Here is a 19352-nt window from a genome sequence, read left to right as displayed (position 1 = left end):
GCTAAAACTTATTTTAATTGTATTTTCCACTCTTTATATCCATAACAAAGCCTTTGCTTATCTTCTCATGCCTTGTTACCATGTATACAAGCAGTATATTCAATACAGTTAATTCAAATACAAAATACAACCAAGGCCACCCCAACAATACAGACACAAACAATGCGATAGATCGTGTATTGAAAGAGAGTATATTGGTATATTTCATTAAGGGGAGGCTTTTCTCTCTGAAGTCGTTGCGAAAACTTTCAGGAGCAACATCTCCAAATCTTTCTCTGAGTAATCGAAATAAAACCTGAAGTCTTGGAGATCGATTTTCCTGATCGGTAGTATAGTTGCGATAGAAAAACAATACAATTTTTGCTCCGAAGTTTTTACTCCAAGTTAGCTCTTTAAATTTGGCAGTAAGCTCAGCCGAATTGTCTAATTCACTCCCTGATTTCCCTTTAAGGAACAATAGATGTACATTGCGATAGTAATCGGCCATCTCCGCTTGTTTGGAATGAAAATAACCTGTAACACAAGCTAAAACCCATATCCATCCGCCCCACTCGGGATAAAGGCGTAAGCAAATACCTACATAAATGGAAGCAAACCACAGATTGCCGGCAAAACCGTCCAAAACACGTCCTAAAGCAGAAAACTGCTTTGTCATGCGAGCCAACTGCCCATCTGCACTATCATAAGAGTTTGCCCATACAAGTAAAAATATCCCTAATAGAGATATCCATATATTGTCAAAATAAAAACATATCCCTGCCCCTATTCCCAAGAAAATACTTGCTATGGTGACAGCATTAGGAGTAACACCTAATTTCTGAAACAATAGAGCCCAACGATAACCGATCGGACGATAGAAATAAATATCTATAAACTCTTCTGTATCCGTTGATTTTAGAGTAGATTCAAGTGTCGGTTGTTTATTATCCATTAATTTATTGATACTACTTTTATTACAAACTACTTTCCGTATAATGCAAATATAAGCTTATTATTATTATCCTTGCAAATCTCTTTGAATCTGCTTATGCACACATTCTGCAATCTTTGGTGCTGCATCACTCCTACAAGGAGCAAAGCTCGGCCAATCATTAAAGTCAATTATTTTAAAAGAGCCATCTTCGTCTACAACGCAGTCTCCCCCATATACTTTAACATCTAATATCTCACCGGCCTTATCACATGCTTTCTTCAAAGCCTCTACATCAAACGGAAACTCATGCGCTTCACCATTTATTGCTTCAAGTCCGAATTTACTATGGCTTAAATCGTAAGGATAAAACCAATAGAAGAAATCAGTATCTGCCACCCCATAAAACTTAACAAGGTCTCCGACAAGATGTTCGTTGATCACAGCATTTGGAATATCACGCAAAGCGAACTCTTTTAATATTGATTTCACTTCGGGTATATTACGTGCATAGGTTACATCTTCTCTATGAATGGCATGCGAATCACCTCGTTTGATCCAATATGCATCCGCCGTCATTTTCTTCAATTCTTGGGTCGGATCATCCGTTACATCCACTATAAGGCTTGTAGGATATGGTATATCGTTTTCCAACAACAAGCGAGTCATTGCCTCACGTGTGCAGTTTTCAATACCGGTTCCCGGATTTATTATAACAGCTCCATCCTCTTCTCTTTTCTTTAGTTTACGGATGGTTGTTTTGTCACGAGCCATATTGAAGATATACCGCTCATTCTCTTCACTTAAAATAAATTCATCTTCTGTATATTCTCTTACATCATATCCCATATTTCTTAAACATTCGGCTGTCTCACTGAATATCATGCCATCATTGCCTATATGATTGGGAGAGAATTTTGTTTTCCTTTTGATTCCTGCTACTTTTATCTTTGACATAGTATTTATAATGTCCCTATCTCTTTTATATTAATTGTTTAAGAATTTCTCTGCTTTAACAATATCGCCTGCATGATCCACATCTACTATTTTTTCAAAAGGATATGCTTTTAATTGTAAATTGTCGGCGACTAATTGTCTCTGAAAGTTGCGCATACGAGCTTGTCCGGAGTCTAAACAGGCTTCAAGCGTATCAATCGCCTTGGGTGTCAAACCGTAAATACCTCCGGAGATGTATTTACAATTATCAGAATGATCGAGAAAGCCCTTTATTGCCATACGGTCATTTACATCCACATAAAGCGGTTTTTCGTCATCTATGAAGTCTGTCACAGCCATCATACCATCACTATCCGAATCATTTATGAATGTTTGAATATATTTAGAAAACTCGTCTTCTTTAAAAATCGTGTCTACTGTCGTTAAGCAGAATTTTCCGTCTCGAAGAAAATCTCTTAACTCAAAAAAGCTATGCATTGAGCTGGGTGTAGACTTAATCACAACATTAAAAGGAATACCCAATTCGAGATTAGTCAGATAGTCTTGTACTTGAGTCATTTCTTCATTCACAATAATACTTATTGAAGAAGCATTATTTTTGAGAAATATATCAATCAGCCGACGAATCATTTCCACCCCATTTAGCTTTACTAATGGTTTTGGCAAAGTAACACCTTCCTGGACAAGTCTAGAACCTTCTCCCGCAGCAATTATAGCGTAATTCATTTTTATTAACTAAATTTTAACTAAGAGGTAAATATACTATTCTTCTGCTTCTTTTATCAGGTCAACACTATCATCACCGCCTTTATCCACATATAACTTCCTCAGTGGATTAGCATAAGCTTTATCATATTCTATACGATTGCCATAAGTATCAATAGCCATATATATTGCCTGGCGGAACGACTCTTCTGAAGCTTTATTTTGCCCTGCAATACTGTATGCAGTACCATGAGCAGGTGATGTGCGCACAATAGACAGACCGGCAGTAAAATTAACGCCGTCTTCCATCGCTAGTGTTTTGAATGGAGCTAATCCCTGATCGTGGTACATAGCCAATATACCATCAAAATGAGTATAATCGCCCGAACCAAAAAATCCATCAGCCGGATATGGACCAAAGCAAAGTATCTTTTTATCTTGCAACTCATTCAAAGCAGGAATTATAATCTCGTTTTCTTCATTTCCTAACAATCCATTTTCTCCGGCATGAGGATTCAGTGACAAAACAGCAATACGAGGCCGCCCTACTCTAAAGTCTCTTTTTAGACTCCGTTCGAAGCGAGTAGCTGTCTCCACTATCTTTTCCTTTGTCAATGTATTAGGAACTTCCGACAATGGGATATGTCCGGTAACAAGAGCTATCCGAAGAGAGTCTTTTACCAGAATCATTAAACTTTTATCCTGATCTTTCCCAAAACGCTCTTCCAGATATTCTGTGTGTCCCGGGAATTTAAAGTCTTCTCGTTGAATGTTATGCTTATTAATAGGAGCTGTTACAAGAACATCTATTGCACCATCCCTGAGGTCGGCAACAGCTCTTTCGAGCGATTGATATGCAGCTTCACCTGCAACAGGAGTCGCTTGACCTAGCTCTACTTTAGTATCTTCATTGATACAATTGATGATATTAACCTTGTTTACAACAGCGTCTTTTACATCACTTATCTGATTGAAAGCAACTGTCTGCAACTCCATCGCCTTACGATGATAAGCGGCAACTTTGGCTGATCCGTATATTACGGGAATACAGATTTCAGCCATACGGATATCTGCGAAGGTCTTTAATATAACCTCATAGCCTATTCCGTTTATATCACCTTGTGTTATTCCTACTTTAATCATAGCTTTATATTTAGTCCTCTCAACTTCCATAGAGGAAGACTACACGAGGGTCATTTCTTTCTTTTGCCTGATAGATTATTCTAAATTCTTTTTAGGAGCACTTAAAGCATCTCCTTTCATTGTCGACAACATACCACAGGCCGCAAAAATATCTTCTCCACGAGATGCACGAATCGTGCTGGTTACACCTTTTTTAGTCAAATAATCGCGGAATGCCTCCATTTTCTCTTTAGTAGAAGTTTTCAAGTCGACGTTAGGTATCGCATGAAAGCGAATAAGGTTTACCCTATATTCGATCCCCCTAAGCATCTGCGCCAACTCTTTTGCATGAATTAAAGAATCGTTGAAGTTGTCAAACATTATATATTCGAAAGACAATCGTCTCTGTTTTGTCCAATCGTATTGCCGCAATAGATCCATTACCCCTGTGATAGGAAATGCCTTTTCGGCAGGCATTATTGATAATCTTTGTTCTTTTTCAGGACTATGTATACTGATAGCCAGATGGGCATTACTCTCGTCCAAAAAACGTTTCAATTTGGGTGTTACACCTGTTGTAGAAACCGTTATACGCTTCGGACTCCACGCCATTCCATAATCAGCAGTCATTATCTCGAGTGTCTTTTTCAGTTCTTCATAATTATCCAAGGGCTCACCCATTCCCATAAAAACCACATTCGTCAAGCTCTCTGCCTCGCGAACAGAATAGAGCTGATTCAATATCTCGTTTGCTGTTAGATTTCCATTAAACCCTTGTTTTCCGGTCATGCAAAACAAGCAATTCATTTTACAACCAACCTGAGAAGACACACAAAGCGTTGCCCGATCGTCCTCGGGTATCATAACGGCTTCTATCAGCTTTTCTTTTTCCGTTTTGAACAAATATTTTACCGTACCATCTATAGATTGCTGAAATTCGAGAGGGTTATACCGCCCTATATCATATTTCTCTGACAACAAAGCTCTGTTTGCCACAGAGAGATTCGTCATTTCATCGACAGATGTTATTCTTTTCTTGTAAACCCAGTCTGCTATTTGTTTGGCAGAGAATCTGGGTAAACCACACTCACCTACTACACCATAGAAATCTTCCATAGTCATACCCAGCAAGTGTTTTTTATTTTCCATATTCTAGTATTTAGCTTTTAGCAAACAGCCCTTAGCAAGTTGCTAAAGGCTATCGGCTAACAGCTTATTTTATAATCTTTTCTTAATTGCTTCACTTTCCTTTTCAAAACCCGGTTTGTCGAGAAGAGCAAACATATTCTTCTTATACGCCTCTACTCCCGGCTGATCGAATGGATTTACGCCAAGAATATAACCGCTTATACCACATGCTTTTTCGAAAAAATAAAGTAACTGTCCGATACTATATTCATCCAGTTTAGGCAACTCTATTTTTATATTCGGAACACCTCCGTCAACGTGAGCAATCTGAGTACCCAACTCTGCCATCTTGTTTACGAAGTCTATTCTTTTACCTGCAAGGAAGTTCAACCCATCAAGATTCTCTTCATCAGTCGGCACTGTCAGTGTTTCGTTTGGCTGAGCCACAGAAACAACAGTTTCGAAAATAGAACGCTCACCTTCCTGAATCCATTGACCCATCGAGTGAAGGTCGGCAGTAAAGTCTACCGCAGCATTGAATATCCCTTTATTTTCTTTGCCTTCACTTTCTCCGTAAAGTTGCTTCCACCATTCTGCGATGTAGTGCAATTTAGGATTGAAGTTGGCAAGGATTTCTATTTTTTTGCCTTTTTTATACAACTCATTGCGAGTAACTGCATATATTTCAGCGATATTTTTCTCAAATGACACACTTGGAGCTGTTTCTTTTTCCATATAAACCGCACCCGCCACTAACTGACGAATATCGATACCAGCCAACGCAATTGGAAGTAACCCTACCGGAGTCAATACAGAGTAACGTCCTCCGACATTGTCAGGAATTACATATTTCTTGTAACCTTCTTTTGTTGCCAATGTATACAAAGCTCCACGAGCCGCATCGGTGATCGCAACAATACGATTCTTAGCTTCTTCTTTGCCTACAGCTTTTTCCAATTCAGCCTTAAGAATACGGAAAGCCAAAGCAGGCTCTGTTGTTGTTCCCGATTTGGAAATATTGATAATTCCAAAAGATTTACCTTTCAGGTAGGCTAAAAGCTCAACAAGGTAATCTTCACCTATATTATTTCCTGCATACAAAATAACAAGATTTTTACGATCTTTCTGTAACCAATCAAATGCATTTGATAAAGAATCGATAACCGCTCTTGATCCAAGATAGCTACCACCGATACCCACCAATACGATCACTTCACATTTGGATTTCAATGCAGCTGCTGTATCTTCAATATCTTTCAATTCTGCATCTGTAATAGAAGATGGCAAATTGAGCCAGCCTAGAAAATCATTTCCTTTGCCTGATCCATCGTGAAGAGCCTCATTGCATTTTTTAGCAAGAGCTGCCTGACCGTTGATATCAGCCTGGCTTATAAAGCCTAATGTTTTGCTAATGTCTAATTTGATAACCTTATCCATATTGTTTCTTTATTTTAGTATCTGTTCTCTTAATATTTTCACTTCCAGATGTGCCGGAGAATTTTCATACAATATACGATAAACCATATCTGCAACAGGAATATCCACATTATATTTTTCATTGATCTCTCTTACACACTTTGTGCCATAGTAACCTTCCGCTATCATTTCCATCTCCACCTGAGCAGCTTTTACCGAATAGCCCTTGCCAATCATTGCACCAAAGGTACGATTGCGGCTAAAACTAGAATAACAAGTCACAAGGAGATCTCCTAAATAAGCAGAATCCTGTATCCTTCTTTCGATAGGAGAAACGATATCAACAAAGCGCTCCATCTCTGATATAGCATTGGAAACCAATACCGCCTGAAAATTATCGCCATACTTCAGACCGTGGCAAATTCCTGACGCAATCGCATATACATTCTTCAGTACTGCGGCAAGTTCAATTCCCGCAACGTCATTCGACACAGAAGCCCGCACAAATCTATTATTGAAGACTTGAGCAATCGCATTTGCCTTCTGGATATCGGCACAAGCGATAGTAGGGTAAGTCAATCGTTCCAAAGCTATTTCCTCGGCATGACAAGGCCCGCCAACAATCGCCATATTTTGAGGCGACACATTATAGTATTGCTCCAGATAATCTGTCACAAGCAAATTTTCCGGAGGGACGATACCTTTTATCGCTGAAATAATAAATTTATTCGCCAAACTTGTATTCAACTTTTCAAGATGACTTTTCAAGAAAGGAGAAGGTACAGCAAGAACTATTGTATCCGAATCTTCCACTGCTTGTGTAATATCCGAATAAAATGTAATTCTATCCAGATTGAACTCAACATTTGAAAGATAAGAAGGATTATGTCCTGTTTTCTTAAAATCCTCTATTTGTTCAGGACGGCGCATGTACCAGTTTATATGCTTTTCGTGATTAAGCATAATTTTGGCCAAAGCTGTAGCCCATGTACCACCTCCAAATATTGTTATTTTACCGGGAAAACTCATTCATTCATACTTTAATTAGACACAAAGGGATTAGCTAAGCTTTTTCACCCATCCTTCTACTTCGTCCACAGAAGGTAGTGCTAAATCGAGTTTATATTTTTTATTGACTTCGCCTATATCTTGTCTTATCTTCTGTGAATTGACATCCTTCATGCTTTCGACAGTAAAATATCCTGCTTTTTGTAGTACAGGGACAAGATCTTCAGCTATTCCTAATTCTTTATATTTTGATACAGTATCTTTCTTTGGTGCTTTCTCGGGACGCATCTGAGGGAAGAACATCACTTCTTGTATGCTTTCCTGACCCGTCATAAACATAACCAGACGATCCATACCGATACCGATGCCACTTGTAGGAGGCATACCGTACTCTAAAGCACGCAAGAAATCCTGATCGATGAACATCGCCTCATCGTCTCCTTTTTCAGACAATTTGAGCTGATCTTCGAAACGAGCACGCTGATCGATCGGATCATTCAGCTCAGAATATGCATTCGCCAATTCCTTACCATTCACCATCAGTTCGAAACGCTCTGTTAGCTCGGGATTATTGCGATGCTTCTTTGTAAGCGGAGACATCTCTACCGGATAGTCTATTATAAATGTAGGTTGTATATAGTTTCCTTCACACTTCTCTCCAAAGATAGCATCTATCAGCTTTCCTTTGCCCATAGTTGTGTCTTGCTCTATATCTAATTGCTTACAAACATCACGTAGCTGATCTTCATCCATGCCACTAATGTCAAAACCTGTAAAATGTTTGATAGAGTCAATCATCGTTACACGAGGATACGGAGCCTTATAGTCTATCTCCTTATCGCCCATCTTCACCTTAGTTGTGCCATGAACATCTGTACAGATCTTCTCCAGCATTTTCTCTGTGAAGTCCATCATCCAATTATAATCCTTATAGGCGGCATAGAATTCCATTACTGTAAATTCCGGATTATGCGTACGATCCATACCTTCGTTGCGGAAATTACGAGAAAACTCATATACTCCATCAAACCCACCTACAATAAGGCGTTTCAGATACAATTCGTTTGCAATACGCAGATATAAAGGAATATCCAATGCATTATGATGCGTGATGAAAGGACGAGCTGTAGCTCCTCCGGGAATGCTTTGCAGCACAGGAGTATCAACTTCTATATATCCATGTCCGTTAAGGAATTCACGCATAGAGTTGAACACTTTTGTTCTTTTAAGGAATACATCTTTAACGTTGTCGTTAACAACCAAATCAACATAGCGTTGACGATAACGTTGCTCAGGATCGGTGAAACCATCATAGGTAACACCATCTTTTACTTTTACGACAGGAAGAGGACGAAGCGATTTCCCCAAAACCGTTAATTCTTCGGCATGTACGGATATTTCGCCCATCTGAGTGCGAAAAACAAAACCTTTAACACCAACGAAATCGCCAATATCGAGCAATTTCTTGAAGACAGTGTTATAAAGCTCTTTATTTTCATCCGGACAAAGATCATCTCGAGAAATATAAACCTGTATACGTCCTTCCGAGTCTTGCAATTCCATAAAGGAAGCTTTACCCATAATACGACGCCCCATTATACGTCCCGCTAAAGACACATAACGCTTATCCGCATCATCCTGAAAGCTATCTTTGATCTCTTTCGAATATGCATTTACCTCATACAATGCAGCCGGATAGGGTTCTATTCCCAAAGCTCTTAGTTCATCTAAACTTTGTCTGCGAATTATCTCCTGTTCGCTTAATTCCAATATATTCATTATTAATCTATCCTCAGATTTTTATTATTTTAATAATATTTTCGCACACGAATAACCCCGCAAAGTTAAGAAATATAATGGAAAACAAACATCTTATTTTTCACTTAAATTTGAGAGACAACACATTCCGATTCAAAATTTAACAAGGATATAAAAATCAAGAGACAAAACACAGGAAAAGAAAATTATATTTTGTTTCTTTATTCTTTCTAATTTTTACACATATAAACCTGAAACAATGTACAACAAAAAGATGTTATTTTCTCTGCTTCTATTGTTCTGTGCCATATCATTGACAAATACTGCATTTTCTCAAAACCGTAAAATTGTCATTTTAAAGCTAGATGATGTAACTGCAGGAGGCACAGAAGGAGTTGTTTCCCCTCGCTGGCAACGTGTCGCAGATTATATAGAAAACAAAAAGATAAAAGCAGGTTTTGGTATAATTGGATTTTCTCTTGCCGAAGACAATCCGGCTTACTTCAAGTGGATTACCGATCGTGCAGAAAGAGGTTTCATCGAGTTTTGGAATCATGGTTATTACAACCGTACCAAAGGCGATACAATAGGCGAATTTGAAGGCACTTACGAGCAACAGCTCAAAGCTCTGCATTTGACTGACAGTCTTGCAAAAGCAAAACTCGGACTTCAGCTTCAGGTATGGGGACCTCACTGGAGTAGCACAAACACGAACACCGACAAGGCTTTGGCTCAATTGCCTCAAATTAAAATGACATTAGGCAGCCCTGTGTCTCCGGTCTACTACAAAGGATATGTATTGCCCAATACCCTAGATATGGAATACCCTGTACATAATCCGAATTATGATGAATTCCTTAAAGCTTATCGTGAAAAATCGAAAAATTTAAACTATTTCTACCTACAGGGGCATCCAAATAGTTGGAACGAAAACCAATGGAAAAACTTTGTAAAAATAGTAGAGTTTTTAGAATCGGAGAATATAAAGTTCGTTACCCCCTCAGAATTTCTAGAAACAATAAAAGGCAAATAAACGCTAGATAGGCTTAACCTCAAATTAACAAAGTTAAATACTTAATTATGTAAAAAACAATGCCGATGGCAGTGTTTTTTGTACCTTTGCACGCTCAAAAGATGGGAGGAATCACTCCTTAACAGTTAAATGCTTTTTAGATGTCAAAAACAGCTAACATTGATGAATTACAAAACAAAAAAATAAGTAAACTTCTTTGGCAGTACGCATTGCCGGCCATAGTAGGAACTATGGTGAATGCCTTGTATAATATTATTGACCGTATTTACATCGGACACGGGCCTAATCTGGGAGACCATGCTATTGGCGGGGTTGGTATNNCGGGCTTGGTATTGTTTTGCCGATAATGAACCTTACCGCCGCAGTGGGTATGCTTGTAGGTGCAGGTTCAGCCAGCCGTATTTCAATATGCTTGGGTAGTGGTGATAAAGAAACAGCAGAAAAGATAATAGGAAACTCGTTCCTTATGACTCTTTTATTCACTGGAGTACTTGTTACTACGTTATTTATTTTTCTCGATCCTATATTATTAAGAATTGGAGCCACAAAAGAAACATTTCCGTATGCGAAAGAATTCTTACTTTATTACCTGCCCGGTAATATATTTCTGACCATGTGCTTCAATTTCAACAGCATGATGCGTGCTTCGGGCTATCCCCAGAAAGCAATGTATACGATGCTGATCGGCGTTATAGCCAACATTATAATAGCTCCAATTTTCATTTTCTGGTTCGAATGGGGAATAAAAGGTGCTGCGATAGCTACCATCATTTCGATGTTTATCGGGCTATGTTTTGTCATGTACCACTTCATGAACAAAAATAGCATGTTGCGTTTGCGTAGAAAGCATATTGGCTTAAACAAAAAAATAGTATGGGCGGTGGCAAGCATAGGTATGTCTCCGTTTTTCATACAAGTTGCAGCGTCTATCGTCGTATTCTTTATCAATAACAATCTGAAAACCTACGGAGGAAACATTGCTATCGAAGCTTATGCCATAGCAAATACTTTGATAATGATCATCGTAATGATTATGGTCGGGCTTACTCAGGGAATGCAGCCTATTGTAGGATATAATTATGGAGCCAAAAGAATACAGAGAGTTAAAGAAACCTTGTTTTATACAATAAAAGTCGGTGTGGCTATCGGCTGTATAGGTTTAGCCATAGGGATGCTGTTGCCGGACATGATAGTTAAACCGTTCAATCCGTCACCTCCTCTCGCTGCCGAAACAGCAAAAGCCTTACGGATTGTAACAATTATGTTACCTCNNTTACCACTAGTCGGATTCCAGATTGTGGTTACAAACTTTTTCCAATGTATAGGTATGGCAGGAAAATCAATTCTATTGAGTCTTACCCGTCAATTCCTATTATTATTGCCAGCCCTGTTTATATTACCGCAATTTTTCGGAGTAAACGGAGTATGGTATTCATTGCCAACGGCTGACTTTTCGGCAACTTTAGTAACTGCAACCTTGTTTATATGGCAGATAAATAAATTTAAGAAAATAGAATCCGCAGAGAGATTATAATATGATAGATCATTTGAACAAAGAAAATATCCTACAGCATTTCTCCATAACGGAGAATGACCTGCTTAAGGTAATAAACGAGGCTCTTGGTAAAGGAGGTGACTATGCCGACATATTTTTTGAGCACACTTTCAGCAATAGCATATCACTCCGTGATGGGGAAGTGAATCGTGCTGCCTCGAATATAGATTTCGGCGTAGGCATCCGGGTTGTTTCAGGAGATCAGACAGGGTATGCTTATGTAGAGAATACCCAAATAGCAGAGCTTCTGAAAGCTGCAAAAACAGCAGCAGGAATAGCCTCTATTCCGTCAAAAGGAACAACTCCGATAGAGATAAAAGAAAAGCATTTCAGAAATCACTATAAAATAGAAAGGCATTGGCTCAATGTCTCTGTAGCCGATAAAAAGTCATTTGTTCAAAAATTGAATGATCGAATTTTCGACTTAGACACTCGAGTCATCAAAGCCTCTGTAAGCCTGAACGATTCTACGTCTTACATTCTATTCTTTAACTCAGAAGGGATTCTTACATGGGATTATCGCCCAATGAGCCTTATGTCTGGATCTTGTACAATGGAACAGGGCGGCAAGATAGAAAACGGATATGCTTCACGTGCCTACCGAAAAGGTTTTGAGTATTTAAACAATGATCTGATAGAGACTTTAGCAAAAGAAGCCGTTGCACAAACCTCTCTGATGTTTGAAGCCATAAAACCCAAAGGCGGTGAGATGCCTGTAGTGATGGGTGCAGGAAGTTCGGGAATCTTATTACATGAAGCGATAGGCCATACATTCGAAGCGGATTTTAACAGAAAGAATATCTCTATATTTTCCGATCAACTTGGGAAAAAAATCTGTTCATCCGACATAAATGTTGTGGATGACGGCACCATAGACAATGCCCGAGGCACAATCAATTTTGATGATGAAGGAGTGGAAACCCAAAAAACGTATATTGTGAAAAATGGAGTTTTGGAAAGCTATCTCCACGACCGAATAAGTGCCAAGCATTACAATGTATTACCAACAGGGAATGGACGGAGACAATCGTTCCGCTATGCTCCCCTACCTCGTATGCGGGTAACATATATGGAAAACGGAAGTATTCCCGAAGCTGACATTATAGCGTCGGTAAAACAAGGCGTATATGTAGATAATTTCACCAATGGACAGGTACAAATCGGAGCAGGAGATTTCACCTTTTTCGTGAAAACAGGCTATCTGATTGAGAACGGAAAACTTACTCAACCTATAAAAGATATAAACATCATCGGCAATGGAGCCAAGGTACTCACCGACATTACAATGGTGGGCAATAATCTGAAAATAGATGAAGGCACATGGACTTGTGGAAAGGACGGACAGAGTGTGCCTGTAGGACAGGGGCTACCTTCGGTTTTAGTACGCAAGCTAACTGTAGGCGGAGAATAATATCAGAAATTTACAGCATAAAAAACAGGATCGATAATTCTCTGAGAAATCGATCCTGTTTTATTTTAAATATCAACTATTGCAAATTACTCATTGATAATACTGAAAAGCTCTTCTGCCGCTTCACGTGGGCCTTCTTTGCTTTTACCATCAATCGCCAAAGAAGTATGCATCTCTCCTATTTTTGCATCACTTTCGTCTAAAGCCAAGAAGAATTTACGTACAAGCTTTTCGGCTTTATCTCTNNATCTCTTTCTTGCACAGGACCAAAAGGATTTGCAAAATAAGACTTAACAAGCCCTTTCTCGGTTGTTGTTCCTTTTGCCTTTCTTGCTCCGTCTTCAAAAACCTCTATTGCTTTATCGACATCCTCAAAGAAACTGATCTTTGTTTCCGATTCGGCATAGTTATTAGCATATAGCATATAGTCAATCGTATACCCTCTCGATATAACCTCATAAGTAGATATCGGAATCGTTACTCGTGCATTTATTCTATCGGGGTTAGTGTAGATACCTCTATCCAGCTGCGCAAAAGCATAAGCAGGATCTAAGTCATCGGTACGGACAAAGGCTCCTATTTCAGTACCATATCCTTTTATCTGTCCGTCTGCTTCAAATTGCAAATATCCCATATCATCGAATATTACACGCATGTGACGTATATATTTTTCGTTGAGCGTGCGGAAAGCTTCAAGACTTTCAGATTTACCGGCTCCACTATCACCCATTATGATAATATTTGCTTCTTTACCATTCTTCAGAGCAATATTTACCATAGCCCCATGAATAGGCAGATTGCCTCTTTCCATTTGCTTGATATTATGCAGCGTAAGAAGCATCTTCTTCATATAGCCAAAATAGTCGATATCATCGCAATAATTAGCATAACCAATCAATATATCATTCTTCTTATCCTTATGATAGAAAGTACGTTTTTCTTCATAGCCGTCAGGGTATCCAAATACGTAAATCAAATCAGGTTTCTTTCCTACATAATCATTGCCTTTAGCCAACTCAAACAAGTTAGCAAGACCTAAACCATGACACATAAAATCTTTATGGAAATAGACAAAAGCTAATAAGTTACCAACTTTTGCAGGATACAGAAACCACTCATCCTCATTCAGAATCAAATTAGCCAAAGGATTTGTTTGATGTTCCTGAAAAATACCATCTCTTGTATTCTTCTTTGTATATGAAATATAAGGAGGATTAATAACTACTGTTCCTATAAATGGTATAGATGCAAGCCCCTTATACTCTATCGGGCAATTCCATTGCATATCGTTAAGCATCAAGCCCGCATTCGCCCCTGCGATAGTCTGACGGTATACGCTATGACTGTATCCCATTACAGTTTCTTCTGTACGTCTGTAGATAGATAGAATCAACTCATTAAGAAGTTGGTTTGCTTGCACAAAGCGCACATTTTGAAGACCATCACCCATGCGATTGTTATGAACAACAGTAACCCTTTCCAGCCTTCTCCAATAGTTATAGAGCATTTCTATAAGTTCTATAAACAAGCCTTTATCCTTAAAGAATGGAGCAAATTTATTATTTACTACCAAAAGCTCATCTATTTCACATACAGTCAAAAGCTTCATAACCTCTATCAAAGACAAGGTGAGCTCTTCATCAGTTTTGAAATCTTTAATAAAATAATCGTAAATAATCTGGTTATCTTTCTTTATTCTGAAAATAAAGGATTCAACCACCCGATGAAACGCGTAACTACTTAAAATTTTCTGCCTGTTATCACAATACTTCAAAGAGAAATTGATGATAGCACGACCCCTGTTTAATGTAAATTCTTGCAGCATCTTTGTTATTAATTAGTTAATATATTAGTATCAAAATATTTTTATCCCTAAATCTTTTATCTTCTTTATTTTCTTTACACTCTTTTTCCGAAACAATAATGCGGCAATACATATACCGATTGCCAGACAAAAGAGTAAAGAAGATGTCAATATAAAATTGTAAACCGTGTCGTGTAATAAGAATGCTGTTTTTGCACCCGTCGTTCCCTCTTCGTATATTCTTATACATCCCAGCATCGTCTTGTAGGCATACAAACCCGGTATCATCGTTATACAAGCCGGCAATGTAAATACAACCGGAGGAGTATGTATTTTATGAGCACAATAGATACCCAAAAGCCCTATCACAACAGTCCCACTCAACGTAGCGGAGATCAAGCCAAAACCAAAATACAACAACGTAAAGCGAATAGCATGCCCCAGCCCTCCCAGCAAACCGGCAACCAACAATCCCTTCTTTGGCGTTTCGAACAATAGTGCAAAACCTATAGCAACAAAAAAACTAAGAAGAGCGTCTTTCAATATATCTATTAGCATAATCAAAAGTTATTTATTCCTATTATTGTCATACTAATAAACATACCTACAGCGATACATAAGAGAATAAATCCACCGAATGCTCCACGGGCAATACCTGTAGGGATATACCCTTCAAGCAAATCGATTATACTATTTATCAGAGGAACTCCCGGAATAAGGAATAATACAGAAGTAGCAATAGATGTTTGAGGCAAATAACCAAATCCCGACAAGATATTCAATCCTGATATGGTTGTTGTCACAAACGCTGAACAGATTACAATAACCATCAGGTTAAACTTTCTTTTAATCATCTCCTGACGCACCGCAAGCCCCACGAATGAGGCTACAAAAGCAAAAGCCCCATCTATTAAATTCCCCCCGGCAAGCAGACATAACGATCCGCAAGCTATTCCAATAAACAGACGAACAAGCCAAACAGAATAACGAGAGGTATCTTTCAATCTTTTTATACGCTGGTGCAACTCCTGCAAAGAAATCCGATCTTCGGCAAGTTCCCATGTCAGCAAACTGGTATTGGTGAGTATTCCAAAGTGTACCCCATGATGTATTATCTTTTTATTGGCTGTTACTATGTTTTCCTCATTATCCATATTGGTTACTGATACCGATACAGCAGTAAATGATATCAGCATTTCTACTTTATAGTTTGTCTTCTGTGCTATACGTTGTACATTCCTATTAATTCTTTCACAGTGGGCTCCCGATTCAAGCAAGAGGGTACTGACCTCCAATATGATGTCTACAAATTCCTTCAACGACAACTCTTTGTCTGAACGTGTGTCTGTGTCTTCTACATCTGCACATCGATCATCAACATGCGAATAATCAAGAACGTTTGCGCGCATTTCTTTCTAAACTTTTTACGATTAAACATAAATGTAAAAAGCTCTTTTGAACTTCTCAATGCTGCAATAAGAACACACCTGGATAATAACATCTCCTCCGACAAGAGGGATGAATGAAATTATTAGACATAACACTTTTATCGCGAAGCATTGTCAATCCGATTTAAGGCAGGTATCCTGGCTTTCACCATTTCTATTTTCCTTCCCATCTCTGCACGAAACAGTGGATTTTAAATAGAAACTTTCGCGGTGACTACAGTTGCGCGACAGCTCAGGACTTTCACCTGATTCCCTATTCTCCTCAATATCTGAGGCACCTTAGCGGTTGAAGAATAATGATAAAGAACTTTCGGGAGGCAAAGGTATAGGAAAAAATAATAAATAGCACATCTTTTTTATTTTTTCCTATACAAAAAGATATAAAAGAAAACAAAAAGAGAAGAGTCTCAATCAATAAGCATTTTCACATTAAATGTTTATTTTTATGCTTAAAAACATATAACTTTGTCACAGGTTTTGGTGTCATTTACTATATCCATAGAAAATGATGAAAAGGGAATCAGGTGAAAATCCTGGACAGACCCGCTGCTGTAAGCTCCTCCAAAGACTTTGAACAATACTCTATCCACTGTTCTTACACTGAATGGGAAGGATGCTCAAAGATAAAGTAAGTCAGAAGACCTGCCAAGACCATATAGTTTGAAGCTTTCGAGGAATAAAGCTGAAGATTTAGGATGGGACCTTTTTCATAAAGGGAAAAGCCTCCTCTATTTTATTTTTATTCTGTTACATTTATTTAAATACGTCTGTATTTATTTCTTATTCTATTCCACGTAAGCTCTGAAAATTGAGTACTTAGAAATTTATTTTATAACTAAATGGAAGCATATAAAAACTTTAAAGGCACACGGTGGCAAGAGGAAATCAATGTAAATGATTTTATACTCCAAAACTATAAAGAATACACAGGGGACGAATCTTTTCTACAAAACCCTACTGAGGCAACAATCAAGCTTTGGGAAAAGTTAAGCACAATGTTTATTGAAGAAAAAGAGAAAGGCATATATGATGCCGAGACTCGAATACCTTCTCAAATTGATGCTTATGGACCCGGATATATAGACCAAGAGCTGGAAAAAATTGTAGGAGTTCAAACAGACAAACCGCTAAAAAGAGCAATATTCCCTAACGGAGGTCTCCGTATGGTGAAACAGAGTTTGGCCGAATATGGTTATAAACTCGACAAAGGAACAGAAGAAATATTCTCAAAATACAGACGCACACACAACGAAGGAGTATTCGCAGCTTATACCGACAGCATCCGCAGAGCCAGAAGTAACGGATTGTTAACCGGCCTACCCGATGCTTACGGACGTGGACGTATTATCGGCGATTATCGCAGAGTAGCTCTTTACGGTGTAGATCGATTAATATCGGAACGAGAAAAACGTTTCCAAGAATGTGACCCAATTGTAATGACAGACGATCTGATTCGTCTTCGGGAAGAGCTAAGTTCGCAAATAGAAGCATTACTAGCCTTGAAACGTATGGCTGCTTCGTACGGGTTTGACATTTCTCAACCGGCGAATACAGCCCAAGAAGCTATCCAATGGACATACTTTGGATACCTGGGAGCTATCAAAGACCAAAACGGTGCAGCAATGAGCCTCGGACGTGTAACCACTTTCCTCGATATCTATATTGAAAGAGATTTGCAGGCAGGCTTAATAACCGAAATAGACGCACAAGAGCTTATCGATCATTTTGTGATGAAGCTACGTATTGTCCGTTTCCTTCGCACTAATGAATACAATGAACTATTTTCGGGAGATCCGGTATGGGTAACCGAATCGATCGGAGGTATGACAAACAACGGAAAGTCGATGGTTACGAAAAATAGCTACCGTATGCTTCATACACTATACAACCTAGGGCCTGCACCCGAACCTAATCTAACAATATTATGGAGCGACCGTTTACCCGAAAGCTGGAAGCATTATTGCGCCAAGGTTTCTATCGATACTTCATCACTTCAGTACGAGAATGACGACCTGATGCGCCCTCAACTAGGCGATGATTACGGCATAGCATGTTGTGTATCACCGATGCGAATAGGACATCAGATGCAATTCTTCGGTGCAAGAGCGAACTTGCCTAAAGCATTGCTATATACGATAAATGGAGGTAAAGACGAAATAACTAAAGCGCAAGTATTACCAAAACACTGGGTAGAAAAGGTATCAGGAGAGTATCTTGACTTTGAAGAAGTTTGGGAAAAATTTGACCGCACCTTGGATTGGGTTGCCGAAACTTACGTAAAAGCATTAAATATCATCCATTATATGCACGATAAATATTCATACGAAGCTTTAGAAATGGCTTTGCATGATGTTGATATCGTTCGGACACAAGCATTCGGGGTTTCGGGGTTATCCATTATCGCTGACTCTTTTGCTGCTATCAAGTATGGAAAAGTACGCATCGTAAGAAATGAAGAAGGTGACGCAGTCGACTATATTATAGAAAAAGATTACGTTCCGTTTGGAAACAACGACGACAAGACCGACAGGTTTGCTGTGGAAATAGTAGAAAAGTTCATGAGCAAAATCCGTAAACGTAAGATGTATAAAGATGCTATACCTACACAATCAGTGTTAACCATCACTTCAAACGTTGTTTACGGAAAGAAAACAGGAAACACCCCTGACGGACGACGTGGAGGAACACCTTTTGCTCCGGGAGCCAACCCTATGCATGGGCGTGATACCAGAGGAGCTGTAGCATCACTTTCATCTGTAGCGAAGCTTCCGTTTGCTCATGCAAATGACGGCATATCATATACTTTCGCTATTACGCCAAACACATTGGGTAAAAACAGAAAAGAAGAAGCTCAAAACCTCAGCGGACTTCTTGATGGTTACTTCTTACAAACAGGTCACCATCTCAACGTTAATGTATTTGACAGGAATCTGCTTATCGATGCGATGGAACATCCTGAAAAATATCCTCAGTTGACAATACGTGTATCAGGTTATGCTGTTAATTTCGTAAAACTTACAAAAGAGCAGCAATTAGATGTGATAAACAGAACGATTACTACATCATTCTGATACCCCATTAATACATATATGGTTGC

14 protein-coding genes, 1 pseudogene and 2 riboswitches are annotated in these 19352 nt (G+C 38.7%); of the genes and pseudogenes, 4 read left to right on the top strand and 11 right to left on the bottom strand.

The window, feature by feature from the left end; translation table 11 throughout:
- Positions 1-13: 13 nt before the first annotated feature.
- The 8 genes from B3P17_RS00400 to lysS all read right to left on the bottom strand — a co-directional run bounded on the left by B3P17_RS00400 (position 14) and on the right by lysS (position 9025).
- Positions 14-931 (bottom strand): CDP-alcohol phosphatidyltransferase family protein, encoded by a 918-nt coding sequence (locus tag B3P17_RS00400; RefSeq protein WP_252637885.1) that lies wholly within the window; start codon positions 929-931, stop codon positions 14-16.
- Between the two features lie 66 nt (positions 932-997).
- Complete coding sequence (locus tag B3P17_RS00395) at positions 998-1867, bottom strand: hypothetical protein (RefSeq protein ID WP_252637886.1); 870 nt, start codon at positions 1865-1867, stop codon at positions 998-1000.
- A gap of 30 nt (positions 1868-1897) precedes the next feature.
- Positions 1898-2593, bottom strand: a complete 696-nt coding sequence (locus B3P17_RS00390) for a sugar phosphate nucleotidyltransferase (RefSeq protein WP_252637887.1) — start codon at positions 2591-2593, stop codon at positions 1898-1900.
- Between the two features lie 36 nt (positions 2594-2629).
- Positions 2630-3715 carry a 4-hydroxythreonine-4-phosphate dehydrogenase PdxA gene (pdxA, locus tag B3P17_RS00385; RefSeq protein ID WP_252637888.1) on the bottom strand — a complete coding sequence of 362 codons (1086 nt, stop codon included), beginning with the start codon at positions 3713-3715 and terminating at the stop codon, positions 2630-2632.
- Between the two features lie 75 nt (positions 3716-3790).
- Entirely contained in the window at positions 3791-4843 is a 1053-nt protein-coding gene (rlmN, locus tag B3P17_RS00380; protein ID WP_291102487.1) for a 23S rRNA (adenine(2503)-C(2))-methyltransferase RlmN, read from the bottom strand.
- Positions 4844-4912: 69 nt separating this feature from the next.
- Positions 4913-6259: a glucose-6-phosphate isomerase gene (locus tag B3P17_RS00375; RefSeq protein WP_291102484.1), complete on the bottom strand. Its 1347-nt coding sequence runs from the start codon at positions 6257-6259 to the stop codon at positions 4913-4915.
- Between the two features lie 9 nt (positions 6260-6268).
- Entirely contained in the window at positions 6269-7267 is a 999-nt protein-coding gene (locus tag B3P17_RS00370) for an NAD(P)H-dependent glycerol-3-phosphate dehydrogenase (protein WP_252637891.1), read from the bottom strand.
- A 30-nt stretch (positions 7268-7297) separates the two neighbouring features.
- A complete protein-coding gene (gene lysS, locus B3P17_RS00365) occupies positions 7298-9025 on the bottom strand; it encodes a lysine--tRNA ligase (RefSeq protein ID WP_252637892.1) in 1728 nt (575 codons plus the stop codon).
- A gap of 238 nt (positions 9026-9263) precedes the next feature.
- Between lysS and B3P17_RS00360 the strand changes: the two genes are divergently transcribed.
- From B3P17_RS00360 to B3P17_RS00350, 3 genes are all read left to right on the top strand, one after another.
- Complete coding sequence (locus B3P17_RS00360) at positions 9264-10037, top strand: DUF2334 domain-containing protein (RefSeq protein WP_252637893.1); 774 nt, start codon at positions 9264-9266, stop codon at positions 10035-10037.
- Positions 10038-10383: 346 nt separating this feature from the next.
- On the top strand, positions 10384-11571 hold the full coding sequence (locus tag B3P17_RS00355) for an MATE family efflux transporter (protein WP_291102480.1): 1188 nt from the start codon (positions 10384-10386) through the stop codon (positions 11569-11571).
- Between the two features lies 1 nt (position 11572).
- Positions 11573-13003 carry a TldD/PmbA family protein gene (locus tag B3P17_RS00350; RefSeq protein ID WP_252637895.1) on the top strand — a complete coding sequence of 477 codons (1431 nt, stop codon included), beginning with the start codon at positions 11573-11575 and terminating at the stop codon, positions 13001-13003.
- An 86-nt stretch (positions 13004-13089) separates the two neighbouring features.
- On the opposite strand, the pseudogene B3P17_RS15835 reads toward B3P17_RS00350, so the two are convergent.
- From B3P17_RS15835 to B3P17_RS00335, 3 genes and pseudogenes are all read right to left on the bottom strand, one after another.
- A pseudogene (locus B3P17_RS15835) lies at positions 13090-14828 on the bottom strand (phosphoenolpyruvate carboxykinase).
- 30 nt (positions 14829-14858) lie between these two features.
- Positions 14859-15365: a threonine/serine exporter family protein gene (locus B3P17_RS00340; RefSeq protein WP_006841894.1), complete on the bottom strand. Its 507-nt coding sequence runs from the start codon at positions 15363-15365 to the stop codon at positions 14859-14861.
- A 2-nt stretch (positions 15366-15367) separates the two neighbouring features.
- Complete coding sequence (locus B3P17_RS00335; RefSeq protein ID WP_252637896.1) at positions 15368-16216, bottom strand: threonine/serine ThrE exporter family protein; 849 nt, start codon at positions 16214-16216, stop codon at positions 15368-15370.
- A 150-nt stretch (positions 16217-16366) separates the two neighbouring features.
- A riboswitch (cobalamin riboswitch) is annotated at positions 16367-16550 on the bottom strand.
- 166 nt (positions 16551-16716) lie between these two features.
- A riboswitch (cobalamin riboswitch) is annotated at positions 16717-16919 on the top strand.
- 175 nt (positions 16920-17094) lie between these two features.
- Here B3P17_RS00335 and pflB point away from each other — a divergent pair.
- Positions 17095-19326, top strand: a complete 2232-nt coding sequence (pflB, locus tag B3P17_RS00330) for a formate C-acetyltransferase (protein WP_252637897.1) — start codon at positions 17095-17097, stop codon at positions 19324-19326.
- Positions 19327-19352: the final 26 nt, after the last annotated feature.

It is taken from the genome of Dysgonomonas sp. UBA7630, from assembly GCF_002483985.1.
Lineage (GTDB): Bacteria > Bacteroidota > Bacteroidia > Bacteroidales > Dysgonomonadaceae > Dysgonomonas.
This window is presented reverse-complemented; position numbering and strand designations above follow the sequence as displayed.